This is a genomic window from Enterobacter cloacae complex sp. 370H10, from assembly GCF_050031535.1.
Lineage (GTDB): Bacteria > Pseudomonadota > Gammaproteobacteria > Enterobacterales > Enterobacteriaceae > Enterobacter > Enterobacter intestinihominis.
On record NZ_JBLGWG010000001.1, the window covers coordinates 593,107 to 611,551 of the forward strand.

Sequence of the window (18,445 nt, forward strand, 5' to 3'; positions counted from 1 at the left end):
GCAACAGGCCGCACTACCCCTCCATCGCAATCACAATCGCCTCACCCATCTTTTTCAACGCCTCGCGATGTTTATCCGTCGGCGGCAGCGCCACGTTGATCCGCAGACAGTTGCGGTACTTACCGGAGGCGGAAAACAGCGACCCGGCCGCAGCCTGGATCTTCAGACGGCACAGCTGCTTGCTGACGCACACCATGTCGACCGTCTCCGGCAGCTCGACCCACAGCAGGAAGCTGCCCTGCGGGCGGGTAACGCATATTTCTGCCGGAAAATACTGCCGCACCCAGCAGGTGTAGGTCTCCATATTCTGCTGATAAATCTGGCGCATGCGCCGCACGTGGCGATGGTAATGGCCGTCGCGAATAAACGCCGCCACCGCCATCTGCGTGCCCGGCACGTTAAAACCGCCCGCGGCGTATTTCATGTGCATCACCCGGTCGTAATAGCGCCCCGGCACAATCCAGCCGACGCGCAGCCCGGGCGCCACGGTTTTGGTAAAGGAGCTGCAGAGGATCACGCGGCCATCAATGTCCATCGAGTGAATGGTGCGCGGGCGCGGGTACTCTGCGGCCAGCTCGCCGTAGATATCATCCTCCACAATCACAATATCGTGCCGCTGGGCGAGCGCCAGCACCTGCTTTTTACGCGCTTCCGGCATGATAAACCCGAGCGGGTTATTGCAGTTGGGGACCAGGATCACCGCTTTGATCGGCCACTGCTCCAGCGCCAGCTCTAACGCCTCGATGCTGATCCCGGTCTCGGGATCGGTAGGTATTTCAATCGCCTTGATGTCGAAGCCGCGCAGCATCTGCATGGTGCCATGAAACGACGGCGACTCGACCGCCACGATGTCCCCCGGTTTGCACACCGAGAGCAGGGCGATCGACAGCGCGCCGTGGCAGCCGTTGGTGATCACAATCTCGTTTGCCGCCACGGTGGAGCCGCCGTCCAGCATCAGGCGGGCGATCTGCTCGCGCAGCTCCAGACGACCATCGAGCACGTCATAGCTCAGCATTTCGCCAGGGTTATGCTGCGCAATGCGGCTCATCTCGCGCCACAGCGGCTTCAGGCTCGGCTGGTTGATGTCCGGCGAGCCGCCGCCAAAGGAGATCATCTCTTTGTCGGCGCGGGCGTCCAGCAGCATCATCACCTCATCCCACTGGGTGACGTCCACGGGGCGCTGCACCGGGCGCGTCATCGCCGGTACGGGCGGCTGCGCTTTGCGTTTCGAGACAAAATAACCGGAGCGCGGCTGGGGCGTGATCAGCTGGAGATTTTCGAGGATCTGGTAGGCCTGCTGTATGGTGCTGATACTAACGCCGTGTTCCTGGCTCAGCGTGCGTACCGACGGCAGACGTTCGCCGCTGCGATACAGCCCTTGTTCGATACGTTCCGCCAGTAGGTTGGCCAGATGTTGATAGCGCGTCATGCTGTATCCTTTGTTTTCACCATACAGATTATTAAACCAGTACAGATTGGTGGGTAAAACGCCATGCAGATACCGTTTTAGCGGATCTGTATGGTAAACAAAAGCAGTTTTTGAATCTGTATTGTATTGGCCGTTTTCCATGATGATAACCCCACTGGCACAGCGAGGAGAGCATCATGGAATTCTACGAGAATCGTTCAAAACGTCCGTTTATCGCGTTTGTCTGGGTAGCGAAAACGCTGCGTAACTGGTATCGCATCAACCGTACCCGCCGCATTCTGAGCCAGATGAGCGACGAGCAGCTCAAGGACGTTGGGTTATCGCGATATGATGTGTAAGCATTGGGTTGCCCGGTGGCGCTATGCTTACCGGGCCTACAGGAGACCGTAGGCCGGGTAAGGCGCAGCCGCCACCCGGCGGTTTTCAACTCAACAGCGCAAGCGTCTGCCGTTTCGGCCTTTCCAGCAGCTCAACCGCCTCCTGATATGACCGCACGTTGTTATAGCCCATCACCAGCCCGTAGCGTTTTCCTGATCCGTGATACCACGCCGAAAGCGCATTAACCTGTAGTTGCTGTTCCTGCCAGCAGCGGGCGATCTCCCGGTCAGCGCTTCCCTTTGCGAGGAACGCGACAATATGCATTCCACCGTCGTTTTGCTCGGTGAAGAACAGGTCACCATAGACCTCACCCAGGGCGGCAATCATCCAGTCGCGGCGGATCTGATACAGGGCGCGCATCTTTTTAAGATGACGAAAAAAATGCCCTTCGTTGAGAAATGCGGTGAGGATTTTTTGCGTCAGCACCGGCTGGCCGCTGGTGGTAATGTCCGCGCAGTCGGTAAAGGCCCCGACGGTGCTGGCGGGCATCACCACGTAGCCCATGCGCAGTGAAGGCATAATGGTTTTGCTGAAGGTGCCCATAAAGATCACCCTGTCATGCCGATCGAGGCTTTTCAGCGACGGCAGCACTTTGCGGGTGTAGTGAAATTCCCCGTCGTAATCGTCTTCGATAATCCACGCCTCGTTTTGTGACGCCCAGTCGAGCAGCTGCTGCTTGCGCGGCAGTGAGAGCGTCACCGCCAGCGGGCTCTGATGCGACGGGGTCACGATGGCAAAACGCGCGTCGCGATGATGACGGAGCAGGTAGTCCGTATTGATGCCGCAGCGATCAACCGGCACGGTGTGCAGGCGGGGCACGATCCGCTTGAGCAGCTGCTGGCCCATAAAATAGCCCGGATCCTCAAACACCACCTTGTCGCTGCGGCTGGCAAGCGTGTCGAGGATCAGGCGCAGGCTGCCGCTGTAGCCGCTGGTGATCAGTACCTGTTCGGCGGTGCAGGATAACCCGCGCGAGATATTGAGATAGCGGGCAATCGCCTCGCGCAGCGGATACCAGCCCAGCACCGGCGGGTTGAGCATTTCATTCTGACGCATGGCGCGCGTCGCCTGGCCCGCCAGCAGCAGCCATTTTTTATAGGGGAAGCTGTCGAGCGCCGGAATGCCGGGGCGCAGAAAACCGGCCCGTTCGCGCTGGCTAATCAACGACGCCAGCAGCGTGCCGGTCGCTTGTTCTGCGGGGGCGTGTTGCGCGGGCAGCAGAAGATCCGGGTTCACCCGCGTCCCGCGCGCGCCCTGGCTTACCAGATACCCTTCGCCCGTCAGAATGGCATACGCCGTCTCGACGGTTTTACGCGCCACCTTCAGCTCTTCCGCCAGCACGCGGATGGCAGGCACTTTATCGCCCGGCTTCAGCACGCCACTCGTGATGTTGTCGCGATAGCGGGAATAAATCTCATGATAGCCCGGCTTCATGTCCTACCTCATTTCACGATTTTTGTGTCTTTTTACTATGTCATTAACGGCGTAGATTTGCCTTATCGCATGAAAAAAACGGCACAAAAAGAGGAAAGACAATGAGCACCCGCGTAAACCACCACAAAGCCACACCTGCACTTGCCAACGCGCTTTCTGCCCTGAGCATGGAGGTGGCGAAAACCTCTATTGATCCGGCACTGAAGCACCTGATCGACATTCGCGTATCGCAGCTGAACGGCTGCACCTTCTGTCTGGATATGCACTCGAAAGAGGCTAAAATCGCCGGTGAGCGCGAGCTGCGCCTGTACCATCTGGCGGCCTGGCGCGAGTCCCCGCTGTTTAGCGCCCGTGAAAAAGCGGCGCTGGCCTTCACCGAAGCGCTGACCCAGATTGGCGTACATGGCGTGAGCGATGCGCTGTACCGCAGCGTGGCGGAGCACTTCTCGGATGTCGAGATTTCAGAGCTGAACTTCGCCATCGTAGCGATCAACGCCTGGAACCGCCTGGGCATTACCTCCCGCATGGAGCCGGGCGCGCTGGATGCGGCTTACGGTCTGAACAAGGCTAACCTGGAATAATTCTGCGCTCGCGGATCATCGCCACCAGCGCCCGTAATCCAGGCGAGTGGGGGATTGGGGCGTTTATGGAGTCGAAGTCGATGGTGGGTTAAACCCTGCCCGGTGGCGCTACGCTTACCGGGCCTACATGAGCCCGTAGGCCGGATAAGCGCAGCGCCATCCGGCAAACACTTCGCTCCATACCGAAGCATTGTGGTTTTTCCTCCTGCATTCTCTCCACACCCTCACAACGGAGAGACACCCATGATCGCAGTCCTTTTTGAAGCCAAAGCGGAGCCTCATCATCAGGCGCGCTATCTGCAGCTTGCCGCTGAACTCAAGCCTTTGCTGGCGGACATCGACGGCTTTATTGATATAGAACGTTTTCAGAGCCTGAGCATCGACGGCAAAATCCTGTCCCTTTCCTGGTGGCGGGATGAAGAGGCCGTCCGCCGCTGGAAGCAGAATGTCTTCCATCAGGCCGCGCAGGCCGAAGGCCGGGAGTCGATTTTTTCTTTCTACCGTATTCGCGTGGCGCAGCTGGTGCGGGAGTACCGCTCTGAAACGAGAGGGCACGCGGATGTATGACGTTCACGTGATTTTTAGCGACAGGCCCGGCGAGCTGGCGCGCTTTGGACAGCTGTTAGGCCGCAACGGCGTGGGGCTGGAGGGGGGCGGCGTTTTCGGTACGGATGCCCATTTCCTGGTGGAGGACGGGGAAAAAGCCCGCCGTGTGCTGCTCGACGCCGGGTTTACCGTGCAGGCGCTGCGAAAGCCGGTGATCAGAAAGCTTAAGCAGGAGCGTCCTGGCGAGCTGGGCGAGATAGCGGCGGCGCTGGCCGCAAAGGGCGTGTCTATCCTGACTCAGTACAGCGACCATGCGAATCACCTTATTCTGCTGACGGATGATGATAAGCTGGCCGCTGAGATCACCACACCCTGGGCGACAAATGTTAAAGACGAGCTTACCCTCTGATAACAGCGCGATGCTGGAAAAGGCCATTGCCGCTGTAGCGGCTGCAATGGCCGATCCGTCGCGCGTGAAAATGCTCTGTGCACTAATGGACGGCCGGGCGTGGACGGCCACCGAACTGAGTGCGGCGGCAGACGTTGCGCCGTCGACCGCCAGCGGGCATCTCGCCCGGCTGGTTGAAGGGCAGTTAATTACCTGCCTGTCGCAAGGGCGGCATCGTTATTATCGTCTTGCCGGGCACGACGTGGCGGCGCTGGTGGAACAGATGATGGAGCTTTCGTGGAGCCGCATTACCCCGCCGGAAACTACCGCGCCGAAAGCCATGCGTAAAGCCCGGACCTGCTACGACCATCTCGCAGGCGCGGTGGCGGTGCAGATCTACGATTTCATGCAGGCAGCATGCTGGCTGGAGGCAGACGGTTCAGCGCTCACGCCGTATGGTCGGGAGCAATTTCTGAAGCTCGGCGTTTCGTTAAGCGCTCATTCGCGCCGAAAAGCGTGCTGCGCCTGCCTGGACTGGAGCGAGCGGCGGTTTCATCTAGGAGGCGAAGCCGGCGCAGCGCTGCTTCTTTATCTGGAAAGCAAAGGGTGGATCCAGCGGGTGGCGGGGTACAGGGAGGTGGTTGTGACGGCTTCAGGACAGGGCGCCATCACCAGACATTTTAGCCGCTAAACTCCGCTGCGGGCTGTGCCCTCACTCTGCCCTTCTCCCACAGGGCTGAGGGATCCCCAGTAATTTTTTTATGCAGAAGCAATAAAGTTGCTTTCTAAATGACTGAGGGCTGTCAGCGATGCCCTGGTCCGGCTGTAAATCGCTGAGGCGTTTGCCTTCCGGCCGGGGCGAGGCGCAGGGATGCGCCGAGAGGGCGGCTTTACAGGGACGTTGCCTCCGCCCGTACCCGATAAGCCGGAAGGAATAAGCCGAGGGCACCGCGAAGCGGCGATTTACCGCCGGGAGCCCGGGTCGCCAGGGTGGTGGCGACTGAGCCACCCTGGCACGTTCACCGGTCATGTCGTTACAGAGTAGCAAGGAACATAAAGTGAACGGAATGACCACCACCGCCGTATGTTCCCCTCACCCTAACCCTCTCCCCGGAGGGGCGAGGGGATTGCTCAGTGCTCGCATTAATTTGTGGGGAACCCTCAGCCCACAGGGAGAGGGAGAATCTCATTTCGCAATTCCTGCGCTTTAACTTCTCGTTTCTTGATACTTACCCTGATAACTATTATCGTGACCGCGTGTGACGAGAGGTTTCCCCATGAGTGAAGAAGAACTGTTTAGCCGCAGGCCGATGGGCATGCGGATGGCGATGATCGTGCGCCAGTGGCGTGCCGTCATTGACGACGCCATTCTCGATACTGGGTTAACCCAGTCGAGCTGGACGGTGATGATGCAGCTGCATCAGCTCGGGGATAACGTCTCGGTGAGTGAGCTGGCGGAGGTGCAGGGCATTGAACTGCCGCCGCTAATGCGCACCCTGACACAGCTGGAAAAACAGGGTTACCTGCTGCGCACCGTCTCGCCGTATGACAAGCGCATCCGGCTTCTGACGCTGACGCCTGAGGGAAAAGCTGTACTTAACAGGCTCACCCAGGTAATTGAGACGCTTCAGACGCGCGTATCGCAAAACATCGCGCCTGAACATCTCGACATTTTCAGCGCCACCCTGAATCAAATCGCCTGCAATTTGCGGACAATCCGCGAAGAAGATAACAAGACCGAAAAATAATGACTCCTGAACAAAAGTTTGCCCGCTGGGTAAGGGTAAGTATTGCCTCTTTCCTGCTGATGTTTGTCTACTTTATCGTCGCGGATATCTGGATCCCGCTGACGCCGGATTCCACCGTGATGCGCGTGGTGACGCCGGTGTCTGCCCGTGTCTCCGGCTATGTGGCGGCGGTCCATGTCCACAACAATAGCCAGGTGAAGAAAGGCGATCTGCTGTTTGAGCTCGACGACACCCCGTTTCGCAATAAAGTGGAAGCGGCGCAGATCGCGCTTGAGCAAGCTCGCCTTTCCAACGAACAACTGGACGCGCAGATCGCCGCCGCGCAGGCCAGCCTGAAGACCGCCGTGCTGACCGCGCGTAACGACAAAGTGACTTTCGACCGCTACCAGAAACTGAGCACCCTGCAGAACGTGTCGCAGGCGGATCTGGATAAAGTCCGCACTACCTGGCAGAGCAGCGAGCAGTCCGTCAGCTCGATTCAGGCGAATATTCATAACCTGCGCATTCAGCGCGGCGAGCGGAATGAACACCGTAACGTGACGCTGCAAAAATACCGTAACGCGCTGGATGAAGCGGAGCTGAATCTTGGCTGGACGAAGGTCTACGCCGAGGCGGACGGCACGGTGAGTAATCTGCAATTAAGCCCCGGTTTTTACGCCTCGTCCGGTTCGGCAGCGCTGGCGCTGGTGAATACGCAGACGGATATTGTGGCGGATTTCCGCGAGAAGAGCCTGCGTCATACCCACCAGGGGACCGACGCCGCCGTGGTGTTTGACGCCTTTCCGGGACGGGTTTTCCGCGCCCACGTGACGAGCAGTGACGCGGGGATCCTCGCCGGTCAGGAAGCCGTTAACGGTCAACTTTCTGAACCGGAAACCTCTAACCGCTGGGTGCGCGATGCCCAGCGAATGCGCATTCACGTGGCGCTGGACGAAGCCTTACCGAAGTCGCTGCCGACCGGCGCGCGCGCCACCGTGCAGCTCTACAACAGCGAAGGGCCCTTTGCGCGCTTCTTCTCCGGGATGCAAATCCATCTGGTGAGCCTGCTTCACTATGTCTATTAGCACTCTGGCGCGGGTATTTACCCCGCACGGCAACATCGTCTACACGGCAAACGACTTCCGCCAGACCCTGCGCATTGTCTTTGCCGGGATGATTGCGCTCAGTATTTCGAGCTTCTACAACACCAGCTACGGCGTGTTTTTTGTGGTCTACCCGATCATGCTGCTGTCGCTGGTGCCGGTGTTTAACCGCCACGTGGCGAAGCAGTTTATCTTCAGCGCATCGCTCAACTGCGTCGAAATGGTGATCATCATCGGCTTTCTGTCGCAATGGCCGGTCATTATGACGCTGGTGGTCTTTGCCCTGTACGTGATGCGCTTTCGCTTTATGAGCAAGGGGCCGCTGTTTCTGTTCGGTTCGATGGGCGTGGTGTGCCAGAGCGTAATGCTCAACTTTATGAGCTACCCCACCACCAACTGGCACACGCTTTTGTTCTCCAACATTGAAGCGAGCGTGATGGCGGTGTGTCTGAGCGCGCTGATGAATTACCTGCTGCCGGACGTGGAGCCACGTAAGCCGCCGCCGCTGATAGAGAAAGACGATGCCCGCGTGCGCCACGAGTCGCTGCTCTCCGGCACCGTGGCGACGCTGATTTTCGTGGTATTTCAGATGAGCGACTTAAGCGATTCGCTCTCGGCGCTGATGGCGGGCATTCTGATCCTGTTCCCGATGCACTACCGCGGCGCGGTGATGAGCTCTATCTGGCGCGTGGTCGGCGTGGTGCTGGGCTGTCTCTATATCCTCGTCGTTCAGCTTATCCTGTACGATCACAGCAGCCATATGCTGCTGATGATGCCGCTGATCGGCCTCGGGCTGGCATTTGGCGCGCGCCTGCACGTGATGGAGAAGGTCGGGGCCGGGGTGGGATTTTCCAGCATTACCACCATCGGCATTATGTTCGGGCAAAACATGCATCCGGACAGCGATCTGGTGTTCAGCGATCTGTACCGCATCACCTCCGTTACCTTCGCGCTGGTGGTCACGCTGACGATGGTCTTTCTGGTGCACCTGATCCTGAACCGCTTCGAGGCGACGCGCTACGTTATCGCGCCGCCAAAAGCGGATTAATGCCCCAGCACGGCGGGCAACTGAGAAAGTAAAAACAGGATCAGGCCAATCGTTCCGCCTACCAGGGTACCGTTTACGCGAATGAACTGAAGATCTTTACCGATATTGAGTTCTATCTGGCGTGACATATCTTTGGCGTCCCAGCTTTTCACCGTGTCGCTGATATGACGCGTCAGGAACGCAGCAAAATCCGGCGCGACGCGGTGCGCGGCCTGCTCCAGATGCTCGTTCAGCGACGCACGCAGGCTGGCATCATTCGACAGCGTCTCACCAAACCACAGCCCGGCGTTGGCGATACGTTGCTTCACGCGGGAATCGTCGCTCTGCATGTCATTTTTCAGCCACTGGCGCAGGTCAGCCCACATTTCACCCAGGTAGCGGTTAAATGCTTCATCATTCTTCAGATAGTGCTTGATGTTGTCGGCTTTGGCCGTCATCTCCGGGTCGTTTTTCAGGTTGTCGATAAACTTCAGCGTGGCGCGGTCAAATGCCCGACGGATCTGGTGCGTGCGGTCGTGGCTGATATCATCCAGCAGCGTGTTCACCGCGTTCGACACCATCTCTGCGCTCTGATCGCCCAGCCACTCGGTGGGCAGCACCATCGCCTTGCGCGGATGCTCGGTCTTCAGCCAGTGGACGATCTGGTCAGAGATAAATTCCCGCGTGCTCTCGCGCTGAATCAGGGTTATCAGACGGTTGATGATGGCGTCCAGCAGCACCTGGTGACGGTTGTTTTTGGTCATGCTTTCCAGCATGACGGCGCTGGTCTCGGTTAAATCGACCTTGTCGATAGCCTTATGCACCGCGCGTTTGAGCAGGCGCTGAATGCGCCCGTCGTCAGTCAGCTCAAGAAAACCGCTCATCACCTGCATCAGATGCAGCCCGACGCGCTGGGCGTTGTCGGGCTTGCTGAACCAGGCACCAATCATCTGGGCCGGCTCGTAGCGGCGAATTAATGCGACCAGCGACTGGGTATCCAGAAACTTTTCCTGCACGAACTGGCCAAGATTGTCGCCGATGCGGTCCTTATTGCGCGGGATAATCGCCGTATGGCGCGAGATAACGGGAATTGGCACCCGGCGGAACAGCGCGACAACGGCAAACCAGTCCGCCAGCGCGCCGACCATCGCCGCCTCGGCAATAGCTTTTGCGCCGCGTACCCAGAAGGTTTGCGGCAGGAACAGGGTAGTGATAAAGGCCGCAGCGGCAATCAGCAGCAGCGACAGCGCGAGAAGCTTGGCGCGTTTGAGTTCGGTATGTTTTTCCATGGGTTAAGGATAGAGGGATACGGGGGAAAAGTGCAAAAACCGCCACAGCACCCAGCCACCAAACCCCATCAATACCACCCCCGCCGTGCGCTCTATCAGCCAGAGCGAACGGCTGAGCTTTCGCTGAACCGCCGGTAACCCCATCAGCGACACCAGCGCAAAATCCCATACCAGTACTACCATCACCATCCAGACGCCGCAGGTCGCCTGCTGAAGCAGCGTGACGTCCGGCCCGAGTAACGCCGTCATCAGCGCCAGGTAGAACAACGCGTTTTTGGGATTCAACAGCGCCGAGCCCAGCCCCAGCAGGATCTGCTTACGCAGCGAGGGGCAGCGCTCATGTGTTTCATTTAGCGTCAGCGTCTGCGGTCGGCTGCGTACAAGATGCGAGCCGATCCAGAGCAAATACAGTGCGCCGGATAATTCAATCAACGTGAACAGCCATGCGAACTGACGCAGCGCGCTCCATCCCATAATGACCAGCAAAATGTAAAGCCCATTTCCTGCCGCTATCCCGATGCACAATCCGGCGCTGCCGCGCAGTCGGTAGCGGGCGGCGTAGCCCATCAGCAGGAAAAAATCCGGGCCCGGGCTTAACAGGGCAACAAAATGCGCCAGCGCCAGGGCGAGAAAAGCGGAAGGGAAGAACAGTTCCATAGCGACCTCAGAATGCAAAACTGGGGCCAGATTACGGAAACACAGAACTTATTTATTGTCTGATATTGATCGGCCCGTAGCGTACTGGCGCGGTGTGGCGGCGGTGTAGCGCACAAAGGTCTTATGAAAATGGCTCTGGTCAGCAAACCCGCTCTGGTAGCCGACATCGGCGATATCATCCCCGGCACGCAGCCGCGCTTTGGCGTACTCTACGCGGGAGATATTGAGGAAGCTGCCAGGCGTCAGGCCCGTGTCCTTCTTGAAGGTACGGATCAGCGTCTCCTTTCGCAGCGAGAATCGTTGCGCAAGTGCGTCGAGGGAAGGCGGGCTGGAAAGACTGGAAAGAAATGCCTGCTGAACCTGCTGGCTGGTTGATCCAGGCTTTTCTGCCTCATCCATGCAATGGGGAAGGGCAGCAAGCAGCCTGTCCACGGACGCAGGGGACATCCTCTCAACAACTTCCCGGTAATACATAAACAGCGTAGCGTTGCGAATCACCTGAACCGCAAGGGGAAGGTCCGTATCGATATAAAGCATATGATAACTACGCGGCTGCCCGGCAACAGGGTTGCAGCTGTGTGGGACATAAGCCGGGATCACAATCAGGTCCCCGGGCTGGAGGATGTATTCTCTGCCATTACACACGCAGCATGTCTGGCCTTCCACAATTGCGCCGATGGAGAGCTGAGGGTGGCAATGGTGTTTGTACGCCTGCATGCTTTGCCACGTGCTGCGTAGTTCAAGGCCCGAGGCGCGGTGAAAGGTCTGACGGATGTGGCGGGTATCGGTCATAGCAACTCCTTATGAAGGTTTTTTATACCACGCCAGCCACGGTATGGCATCGCTTTACTCAGAACCTTCCGGATATACCCAACTTTACGTCCATAGCCAGTCATGTTGACTACCCTTAATACCCTAAGCGGTAAAACATGGAGATTCGATATGGCTTATCAGACAGTAAATCCTGCCACTAACCAGCTCATCAAAGAATATCCCTCCCACACTGACGCAGATGTTGAAGCGGCGCTGAAGGCAGCCGATGCGCTCTATCACTCCGACTGGGCGAAAAGCGACATAAGCCAGCGCCTGCCGGTACTGCATAAGCTGGCGGACCTGATCGACGAACGCGTGGAGGAGCTGGCGAAAATCGCCAGCCAGGAGATGGGTAAGCTCATCGAACAGAGCCGCGGCGAGGTGAAGCTGTGCGCGCAAATCGCCCGCTACTATGCGGACAACGCGAAGCAGTTCCTGGCTCCAGTGAAGTATGACTCTGAACTCGGGGAAGCATGGGTTGAACATCACCCCATCGGCGTGCTGATGGCCGTCGAACCATGGAACTTCCCATACTATCAGTTGATGCGCGTTCTGGCGCCAAACCTGGCGGCGGGTAACCCTGTCATCGCTAAACACGCCAGCATTGTGCCGCACTGTGCGGAAACCTTCGCCCATCTGGTGCGTGAGGCGGGCGCGCCGGAAGGGGCGTGGACCAACCTGTTTATCTCGTCCGATCAGGTGGCGAACATCATCGCTGACGATCGCGTACAGGGCGCGGCGCTAACCGGTTCAGAAAAAGCGGGCAGCGTGGTAGCGGCCCAGGCGGCGAAGCACATTAAGAAATCCACGCTGGAGCTTGGCGGTAACGACGTATTCGTGGTGCTCGACGATGCGGACCTGGATAAAGCGGTGAAGATCGGCGTTAACGCGCGGCTCAACAACGCCGGGCAGGTCTGTACCGCGGCGAAGCGCTTTATCCTGCATGAAAAGATTGCCGATGCCTTCCTGAGCAAATTCACCGAGGTATTTAAGCAGGTGAAGATTGGCGATCCGCTGGACGAAAGCACCACGCTGGGGCCGCTGTCCTCTAAAGACGCGCTCGACACGTTGACCAAACAGGTTAACGAGGCGGTGAAAAACGGCGCTACGCTGCACTATGGCGGCAAACCTGTGCAGCGAGACGGGAGCTTCTTTGAGCCGACCATCCTGACCAACATCTCACGCGACAACCCGGCGTACTTCGAAGAGTTCTTTGGCCCGGTAGCGCAGATTTACGTGGTGAAAAACGACGACGAGGCGGTCACGCTGGCGAACGACTCCCACTACGGCCTGGGCGGAGCGGTGTTCAGCCAGGATATTGAGCGCGCGAAGAAGATGGCATCGCGTATTGAGACCGGGATGGTGTACATCAACTGGCTCACCGATACGGCGGCAGAGCTGCCGTTCGGCGGCGTAAAACGTTCGGGTTACGGACGCGAGCTGTCGGACCTGGGGATCAAAGAGTTTGTGAACCAGAAACTGGTGGTTGTTCGCAAGTAATGTCGGACATAAAAAAACCTGCCATCCGGCAGGTTTTTTTATTAACAGTCTCATCGCCTTTTTTGCCGTGTGGCGCTGCGCTTACCCGGCCTACAAGGTGCAATAATATTCATAAATTGCACCCTTCATTGTAGGCCCGTGCAAGCGTAGCGCCGCCGGGCGAAACGGGCAAACAGGCTTAGAAGGACACGCCACCGCCAACATATGCGCCGTCAATCAGCGTGTGGTTAGGACGACCGTCTTTACCATCAACGCTCACGTGACGATAACCCACCTTCAGCGTCACCGGCTTCACTGGCGTCCAGCTTACGCCACCGTTCGCTTCAACGTAGTTTTTCACGCTGTTGTTCAGGCCGTCTGGCGCAACGTAGCCTTCACCGAACACCCTGATGCTGTCGGTCAGGGCAACGTTCACACCGCCGCCGACCGGGAACGCCACGCCGTTATCGCCTTTTTTCGGGCCAACGTAGAGGGCCTTAGCGCCTGCGTTCAGCATCACCGGGCCGATTTCAAAGTTGTAGCCTGCACCTACGCCACCGGTTGTGGTGCCGTCATCGGTGTTTTTCAGCCAGCTACCTTCGGTGTACAGACCGGAGGTTGATTTCCCCATTTCCACATTCAGGTTGGTAAAGTTTTTACCCTGCTCAATGCTGCCGCCCATGGCCAGTGCGGAGCCCGATACGGCAGTCAGAGCGGAAAGAAGGAGAACGTTGAGCTTTTTCATGAGTTTTTCCTCGTCATCAAATTAATCTGAGGGCACCTTAACAAGAGCTGTTTATCTCTGCAAATGCGATGCTTGTCACGTTTTTATGCTGTTTTTGTTTGGTTTTTGAATTTTAAATGTTGTTCGAATGTTGACCCGGCAAGGAGTCAATACGTAATGCATTCGCGTTTAGGAAGGGTTCAGGATTCTCATTAAACGTACGCTGAACGGGTCGGAAAAATTAGTTCAGGATGAATTAATTGAGTTTCTAATAATTTCCAAAAGTGTTTCAGTTGTCACAGATAAAGACACAGGTTTACATTTCTGGAGGTGGCTATACGCCCCGTTGTGCCGAACCGCTTTCACCATGTCATTTTTCTGACACGTTTCTTCATTACATTGTTGGCTTCACTTACTGGGTGCTAACACTATGAAAAGAAAAATCATTCCTGTGCTAATTGGTTGTGCGCTCTCTTTCTCTGGCCTGGCGGCACAGCCAACCGCGGAGCGTTACGTCGTCAGTTTTCCCGAAGGCTCGCATGTCAAATACAGCGGTGCGTTTGCCAGCGCGTTTCCGAACGGGCTGCCTGTGGGGATTGGCTCTGGCCTGCTGTTTACGGGCAAGCAGGGCGATGCCTTGACGTTTACGACCGTGACCGATCGCGGTCCTAACGCGGATTCGCCAAAAATGGGGAAAAATGACGCTAAAATCTTTGTTACCCCGGATTTCGCCCCGCAGCTAATGACGATCCGCGTGCAAAACGGTAAAGCGGAGGCCGTGGACGCGCGTCCTTTGCATGACGATAAAGGCGAAATCAACGGTCTGCCGCTGCAAAGTGGCGTGATTGGTTCCACCAATGAAATCGCGCTAAGCGACACCTTAAAAGTGCTGAAAGGCGATAACCGCGGGCTGGATACGGAAGGCATCACGCCGGACGGGAAGGGCGGCTACTGGCTGTGCGATGAGTATGGCCCGTTCCTGATTAATATTGACAGTAAAGGGAAAATCCTCGCGATCCACGGCCCACAGGCGGCGGAAGGGGAGAAATCCATCGCGGGCGGTCTGCCAAATGTTATCAAATGGCGCCAGGCAAACCGGGGATTTGAAGGCCTGACCCGCATGCCGGACGGACGTATTATCGCCGCTGTCCAGAGTACGTTGGATATCGACGGGAAGAGCAAAAAGCAGGCGCTGTTTACGCGACTGGTCAGCTTCGATCCGGCGACCGGAAAAACCGCGATGTACGGCTACCCTGTCGACAGCGCGGCCTACAGCAAAAACAGCGACGCCAAAATCGGCGATATCGTGGCGCTGGATAACCACACTATCCTGCTGATTGAACAGGGCGAAGATAAAAACGACGCAATGCGTAACCTCATCTACAGGGTGGATCTGAGCAAGGCGAGCGATCTGGCCGCCTTCGACAAGCCGGGCGAATACCCGGAATTTGACGATGAGAAAACGCTGGCGCAGCGCGGCATTACACTTGCGGAAAAAACGCAGGTGGTCGATCTGCGTGCGCTGGGCTGGCAGCAGGAAAAGGCCGAAGGGCTGGCGCTGATTGACGACAAAACGCTGGCGGTGGCGAACGATAACGACTTTGGCGTGAAGGTGGCGATGCACAACCCGGCCGAGGGCAAGAAGCTCAAGGATTATCGGGTGAACGCGGAAGGCAAGCTGACGCTGGATGACAAAGCGGTTGAAACTACCCTCAGCGTCAAGCCACTGAAGAAGCCGGAGTCCGACAGCGAGCTGTGGATTGTGACGCTGCCGGAGGCGTTGAAATAATATTGGGCTTTACCCCTCACCCTGGCCCTCTCCCCACAGGGGAGAGGGGATTGTTCGGTGCAGATACTTTTCAACGCGGAATAGTTAGATCGACTTAACGCTCTTTTCCCAGGTCTCGACCAGATGATCTCGCAGGCTTCCGGTTCCGTGCATTGTCACCAGAAGATTCTGTCGTGCGCGGGTAATGCCGACGTAAAGGCGCTTGATATCGTCACTCAGATCTTCACTGTCCCTTTCCTTTGCCGCATCCATAATGGCGACCGAATTAAACTCAAGCCCCTTGCTGCTGGGCAGCGGCATGACGCAGAGGTAATCATTCTGCGGGGACCAGTGCTTTTTATCATCGCTGGAGACAATCATCTGGTATGGGATCTTGCGGGCTTCAAGCCTTGGCGCGAGCATGCCTGAAATGCTGTAGGTTGAGGGGCACAGTATGGCGATTTCTGACCACGCAACACCTTCCTGTCGCTGCTCTGTGACCCAATCGAGGACGCGCGTAATCTCCTCGTCCTGATTATCAAAGCTGGCCAGCGCGGGATACTTCCCGGACAGGCCACCTGCGGCAGGCTGCTGGTATTTGAGAGAAGCTTCTATGTGATTATTGAGATAATTAAATGCTACGCTGCTGGCAAAATGGAGTATTTGCCGGGTGTTGCGATAATTGGTATCCAAAATAGTTGTACGGCCCTGAGCCTTTATATCGACGCTGGACAGGGTAAAATCGAGAGCTTTCTTTTTCTGATAAATTGACTGAGCGTCATCGTACAGAAACAGCAGGGAGCTATCTTTATTGTCCGGCATTTTGGCGAGGATTCTTAGCCATTCCGGTTTAAAATCGTGTCCTTCATCTATCAAAACGGCGCTGTACTGCTCCGGTTTGATTGCTCCCTCTTCAAATGCCACCGTCAGCGCATTCTCCATCAGCTCAATAAAGTTTTTGCTCCTGGGGGGAAGACGCCGATGCGCGTTTAATTGCTGATAACACCAGGCGTGGAAATGGATAACTTCGACGGGAAGTCTGAGGCTATGCTGTTCGAGCTGCGCTTTGAGTTTTTTAGCCAGCGTAATGTTGTAGCAAATCACCAGTATCGGTTTGGTGTTTTCAATGTTGTTGGCAAGCTCAATACATCGGTGGTGCAAAATGAGCGTTTTGCCCGAACCTGCCACGCCATGAATTACCCTGTGTCCCGCCCCCATACTTCTGGCGAGTTGTTCCTGGTTCCTGTCCATCATGCATACCACATCAGGGGTGTGGAAAGTAAAATTATCCAGGTCAACCCGCGTAACGGATGGGTTAATGCGGACATCGGGATAAAGATGCCACCGGATGCGGTCGAGCTGCTGTGGTGTTGTGTTATGAACAAAGTGATGTTTGAGAAGGGATTCGAGCCGGCCAGAGATTTGTTCTCGAGTCATAAACTCGTTGAGTTCGTCTTTGCATATCACCTGGCTGGCGGGCAATATTTCATTCAACTCCTCAGGTGTAAAACTCTTTTCCAGCTGTGCCCGAGTGATGTTGCTCAAATAAACACCGTATCCATACGGCATAATAAAACCGCCCTCATGCTCTCCCTGTTTCTGGCGAAGCAGGGGATCTTTTTTCAGGCTATTGATGATATGAAAGGTATATTGTCGAACTTGTTCGAGTGGGTTCTTCAACGGCTCTATGCCGTTTTTGGTTTCATAATTAATATGGGTTTTATTAGCCGATTTTATTTTTGTGATATACCAGTCTTTCACTTCTATAAACAGCAGCCCTTTATCGGGGGCCAGAATCACAAAATCAGGATGATCGTCTTTGTCTCCCATTCGGGTATCATACTAGCAGGTACATTGTTCGCTGAGCCCACCCTCCAGAAGCCTTGCCAGTCTTTTTTCTCCTGCCGTAATTTTCTCGCTACAGCTGCTAACCGTGGGAATAATGATTGCCATATTACGCCTACCAATTCATGAAAATTATATGAATCCAATTAATTAATATTGTAACCAATATTAATCAAAGCATGATTTCATTCATGATAAGAACATTAACAGACAATATTGCAAACAGAAAGGGCGAAACCCGCATTTTGCCTTAATGAAATACGCCCCCTTTACTGTTTAAAGGGGAGCGACGATTTACTTTTTCAGTCCCGTAAACGCTGCCCGAATTTCCTCTTCCGGCAGCTGTATTCCAATAAACACCATCACGCTGTGCGGCGGTTCATCGCCCCACGGACGATCCCAGTCGGCGCTGTACAGGCGCTGCACGCCCTGGAACAGCAGGCGGTTCGGCTCGCCGTCGATCCACAGCATTCCTTTATAGCGCAGCAGCTTGTCGGCAAACGACAGCAGCAGGTTCTCCATCACACGCGAGACCTCGCTGATGTCCACCGGGTAGTCCAGCTCCACCACAATCGACGCTACGTCGTTTTGCTTGTCTGCCATAAAGTGGAAGCGCGGTTTCGCGGTGACGTTCTCCTCCAGCATAAAGCCGTTGGTGTTGAACAGCTGAGACAGGTCGATATCGCCGTGCGTCACGGTATAAATGGGTGCGCGCGAGTTGATGCGCGTCAGGCGCTCACGCAGTTTTTCGCTTTCACCCGCCACGTCGGTTTTGGTCAGCAGAATGCGGTCGGCGTAGCCAATCTGAGACTGGGCGATGGTGAACTGGTTCATCTGCTCGTCGGCGTGTACCGCATCCACCAGCGCGACGACGCCGTCCAGCAGGTAGCGCTGGCACAGAATATCGTGGGAGAAAAAGGTCTGAATAATCGGGCCGGGGTCGGCCATGCCGGTGCACTCGATCACCAGACGGTCGAAGACGATGTCACCGCGATCGCTGCTGTCGAGCAGGTCCAGCAGGGCGTCTTCTAATTCACTGGAGCGGGTGCAGCAGATGCAGCCGTTGGTCAGGGTTTTGATCTGCGTGGCGCGGTCGCCAATCAGCTGATCGTCAACGGAGACTTCGCCAAATTCGTTTTCGATGACGGCGATTTTGAAGCCGTGCTGCTCGTTCAGGATGTGGCGCAGCAGGGTGGTTTTACCGGCGCCGAGAAAACCGGTCAGCAGGGTAACGGCAATCGGGGTCATGGTTTCTCC

17 protein-coding genes and 1 pseudogene are annotated in these 18,445 nt (G+C 56.4%); 10 read left to right on the plus strand and 8 right to left on the minus strand.

Features of this window, described 5'->3' with window-relative positions:
• Window positions 1-13 precede the first annotated feature (13 nt).
• A complete protein-coding gene (locus ACQG2Q_RS02810; RefSeq protein WP_022646932.1) occupies window positions 14-1,429 on the minus strand; it encodes a PLP-dependent aminotransferase family protein in 1,416 nt (471 codons plus the stop codon).
• A gap of 176 nt (window positions 1,430-1,605) precedes the next feature.
• On the opposite strand from ACQG2Q_RS02810, the gene ACQG2Q_RS02815 reads away from it, so the two are divergent.
• Window positions 1,606-1,767: a DUF1127 domain-containing protein gene (locus ACQG2Q_RS02815; protein ID WP_003863073.1), complete on the plus strand. Its 162-nt coding sequence runs from the start codon at window positions 1,606-1,608 to the stop codon at window positions 1,765-1,767.
• Window positions 1,768-1,852: 85 nt separating this feature from the next.
• On the opposite strand, the gene ACQG2Q_RS02820 is transcribed toward ACQG2Q_RS02815, so the two are convergent.
• Window positions 1,853-3,241, minus strand: a complete 1,389-nt coding sequence (locus tag ACQG2Q_RS02820) for a PLP-dependent aminotransferase family protein (RefSeq protein ID WP_063849869.1) — start codon at window positions 3,239-3,241, stop codon at window positions 1,853-1,855.
• A 101-nt stretch (window positions 3,242-3,342) separates the two neighbouring features.
• Between ACQG2Q_RS02820 and ACQG2Q_RS02825 the strand changes: the two genes are divergently transcribed.
• The 7 genes from ACQG2Q_RS02825 (at window position 3,343) to ACQG2Q_RS02855 (ending at window position 8,634) form a co-directional block, all read left to right on the plus strand.
• A complete protein-coding gene (locus ACQG2Q_RS02825) occupies window positions 3,343-3,822 on the plus strand; it encodes a carboxymuconolactone decarboxylase family protein (RefSeq protein WP_022646934.1) in 480 nt (159 codons plus the stop codon).
• A gap of 243 nt (window positions 3,823-4,065) precedes the next feature.
• Window positions 4,066-4,389, plus strand: a complete 324-nt coding sequence (locus ACQG2Q_RS02830; protein WP_096216833.1) for an antibiotic biosynthesis monooxygenase family protein — start codon at window positions 4,066-4,068, stop codon at window positions 4,387-4,389.
• Window positions 4,382-4,777: an amino acid-binding ACT protein gene (locus ACQG2Q_RS02835; RefSeq protein WP_022646936.1), complete on the plus strand. Its 396-nt coding sequence runs from the start codon at window positions 4,382-4,384 to the stop codon at window positions 4,775-4,777. Before ACQG2Q_RS02830 ends, ACQG2Q_RS02835 begins: the two co-directional genes overlap by 8 nt.
• A complete protein-coding gene (locus tag ACQG2Q_RS02840; protein WP_063849870.1) occupies window positions 4,752-5,447 on the plus strand; it encodes an ArsR/SmtB family transcription factor in 696 nt (231 codons plus the stop codon). The genes ACQG2Q_RS02835 and ACQG2Q_RS02840 overlap by 26 nt, the downstream gene beginning before the upstream one ends.
• Before the next feature lie 586 nt (window positions 5,448-6,033).
• Window positions 6,034-6,504: a MarR family winged helix-turn-helix transcriptional regulator gene (locus tag ACQG2Q_RS02845; protein ID WP_022646938.1), complete on the plus strand. Its 471-nt coding sequence runs from the start codon at window positions 6,034-6,036 to the stop codon at window positions 6,502-6,504.
• Window positions 6,501-7,568, plus strand: a complete 1,068-nt coding sequence (locus ACQG2Q_RS02850) for an HlyD family secretion protein (RefSeq protein WP_088581776.1) — start codon at window positions 6,501-6,503, stop codon at window positions 7,566-7,568. The genes ACQG2Q_RS02845 and ACQG2Q_RS02850 overlap by 4 nt, the downstream gene beginning before the upstream one ends.
• Window positions 7,558-8,634: a DUF2955 domain-containing protein gene (locus tag ACQG2Q_RS02855; RefSeq protein WP_022646940.1), complete on the plus strand. Its 1,077-nt coding sequence runs from the start codon at window positions 7,558-7,560 to the stop codon at window positions 8,632-8,634. The genes ACQG2Q_RS02850 and ACQG2Q_RS02855 overlap by 11 nt, the downstream gene beginning before the upstream one ends.
• Here the strand turns inward: ACQG2Q_RS02855 and ACQG2Q_RS02860 are convergent.
• From ACQG2Q_RS02860 to ACQG2Q_RS02870, 3 genes are read right to left on the minus strand one after another with little or no spacing between them, the layout of a single operon-like run.
• Entirely contained in the window at window positions 8,631-9,902 is a 1,272-nt protein-coding gene (locus tag ACQG2Q_RS02860) for a DUF445 domain-containing protein (protein ID WP_023299245.1), read from the minus strand. The genes ACQG2Q_RS02855 and ACQG2Q_RS02860 overlap by 4 nt on opposite strands.
• A 3-nt stretch (window positions 9,903-9,905) precedes the next feature.
• The gene (locus ACQG2Q_RS02865) at window positions 9,906-10,559 is read right to left on the minus strand and encodes a LysE family translocator (RefSeq protein WP_058645753.1); all 654 of its coding nucleotides are present in this window, start codon (window positions 10,557-10,559) and stop codon (window positions 9,906-9,908) included.
• Between the two features lie 48 nt (window positions 10,560-10,607).
• Window positions 10,608-11,351 carry a helix-turn-helix domain-containing protein gene (locus tag ACQG2Q_RS02870; RefSeq protein ID WP_063849720.1) on the minus strand — a complete coding sequence of 248 codons (744 nt, stop codon included), beginning with the start codon at window positions 11,349-11,351 and terminating at the stop codon, window positions 10,608-10,610.
• Window positions 11,352-11,501: 150 nt separating this feature from the next.
• Between ACQG2Q_RS02870 and ACQG2Q_RS02875 the strand changes: the two genes are divergently transcribed.
• Entirely contained in the window at window positions 11,502-12,872 is a 1,371-nt protein-coding gene (locus ACQG2Q_RS02875) for an NAD-dependent succinate-semialdehyde dehydrogenase (protein ID WP_063849721.1), read from the plus strand.
• 178 nt (window positions 12,873-13,050) lie between these two features.
• Here the strand turns inward: ACQG2Q_RS02875 and ACQG2Q_RS02880 are convergent, their stop codons facing one another.
• A complete protein-coding gene (locus tag ACQG2Q_RS02880; RefSeq protein WP_063849722.1) occupies window positions 13,051-13,596 on the minus strand; it encodes a YfaZ family outer membrane protein in 546 nt (181 codons plus the stop codon).
• 409 nt (window positions 13,597-14,005) lie between these two features.
• Between ACQG2Q_RS02880 and ACQG2Q_RS02885 the strand changes: the two genes are divergently transcribed.
• Window positions 14,006-15,364 (plus strand): esterase-like activity of phytase family protein, encoded by a 1,359-nt coding sequence (locus ACQG2Q_RS02885; RefSeq protein WP_063849723.1) that lies wholly within the window; start codon window positions 14,006-14,008, stop codon window positions 15,362-15,364.
• A gap of 84 nt (window positions 15,365-15,448) precedes the next feature.
• Here the strand turns inward: ACQG2Q_RS02885 and ACQG2Q_RS02890 are convergent.
• Window positions 15,449-17,296, minus strand: a pseudogene (locus ACQG2Q_RS02890) (3'-5' exonuclease).
• Between the two features lie 186 nt (window positions 17,297-17,482).
• Window positions 17,483-18,436 carry a GTPase gene (gene yjiA, locus ACQG2Q_RS02895; protein ID WP_063849725.1) on the minus strand — a complete coding sequence of 318 codons (954 nt, stop codon included), beginning with the start codon at window positions 18,434-18,436 and terminating at the stop codon, window positions 17,483-17,485.
• Window positions 18,437-18,445 lie beyond the last annotated feature (9 nt).